Raw genomic sequence first — 1,103 nt, forward strand, 5'->3', positions numbered from 1 at the left:
GGTCTGCGATGGGGTGGTCGGGCCGTGGTGGTTGAAGGTCGCGGCCGCGGTGGGGTCGTCGTCCGTTGTAGTGGGCCGCGTACTCGACCAGGAGGGTACGCAGATGCCGCTCGCCGAAGATCAGCATCCGGTCGGTGACCTCGGTCCGGACCGTGCGGACGAACCGTTCCGCGTAGGCGTTCGCCCGGGGCGTCCGGGGTGGGATCGTGACGGTGGTGATGCCGGCGTCGGCGAGGACCGCGCCGAAGGAGGCGGTGAACTGGCCGGCCCGGTCACGAACCAGAAATTGGAAGTCGGCCGCCCGGTCGCCGAAGTCCATGAGGAGGTTCCGGGCTTGTTGGGTGGTCCACGGTCCGTCCGGGTGAGCGGTGACCTGCGCGTTTGCTCGCCGGACAGGGCCTGTGTCGGGCAGGCTGGATGGTCATGGTGTGGTCGCTGCTCCACGCCCTGACACGCAACGCTCTCGGACTGACGTTGCTCCGCGTGCGTGGCGACACCGCGAAAGACGTGGAGCTCCTCGTCCTGCGACACCAGGTGGCGGTGCTGCGACGGCAGGTGAACCGCCCGACACTGGAACCGGCGGATCGGATGATCCTCGCAGCCCTGTCCCGGCTGCTACCCCGGGCCCGCTGGGGTTCGTTCTTCGTCACCCCGGCCACCGTGTTGCGCTGGCACCGTGATCTCCTCGCCCGAAAATGGACCCGAGGCGAACGGGACGACCTCCGGTCAGCACGGAGATCGCCGCACTGATCGAGCGGCTCGCGACCGAGAACACGACATGGGGCTACCGGCGGATCCAGGGCGAGCTCCTCAAACTCGGCCACCAAGTCAGCGCCTCCACGATCCGCCGGGTCCTGAAGTCCCTGGGTCTCCCACCGGCGCCCAGGCGGCAGACCGACGCGACCTGGCGGCAGTTCCTACGCACGCAGGCCTCGACGATGCTGGCCGTCGACTTCTTCCACGTGGACTGCGCCGTGACGCTGCGGCGCCTGTACTGCTTCTTCGTCATCGAGGTCGGCTCCCGCACCGTCCACATCCTCGGAGTCACCGCCCACCCGGACGGACCGTGGACCACCCAACAAGCCCGGAACCTCCTCATGGAC

General features: G+C 68.7%; 2 pseudogenes. One reads left to right on the forward strand and one right to left on the reverse strand.

Annotated elements, in window-relative coordinates:
- Positions 1 to 373: pseudogene (locus FMEAI12_RS35915) on the reverse strand (integrase core domain-containing protein); the annotation flags it as partial.
- An 8-nt stretch (positions 374 to 381) separates the two neighbouring features.
- Between FMEAI12_RS35915 and FMEAI12_RS35920 the strand changes: the two are divergent.
- Positions 382 to 1,103, forward strand: a pseudogene (locus FMEAI12_RS35920) (helix-turn-helix domain-containing protein); the annotation flags it as partial.

Origin of the sequence: Parafrankia sp. Ea1.12 (assembly GCF_900465275.1) — a bacterium.
Lineage (GTDB): Bacteria > Actinomycetota > Actinomycetes > Frankiales > Frankiaceae > Parafrankia > Parafrankia soli.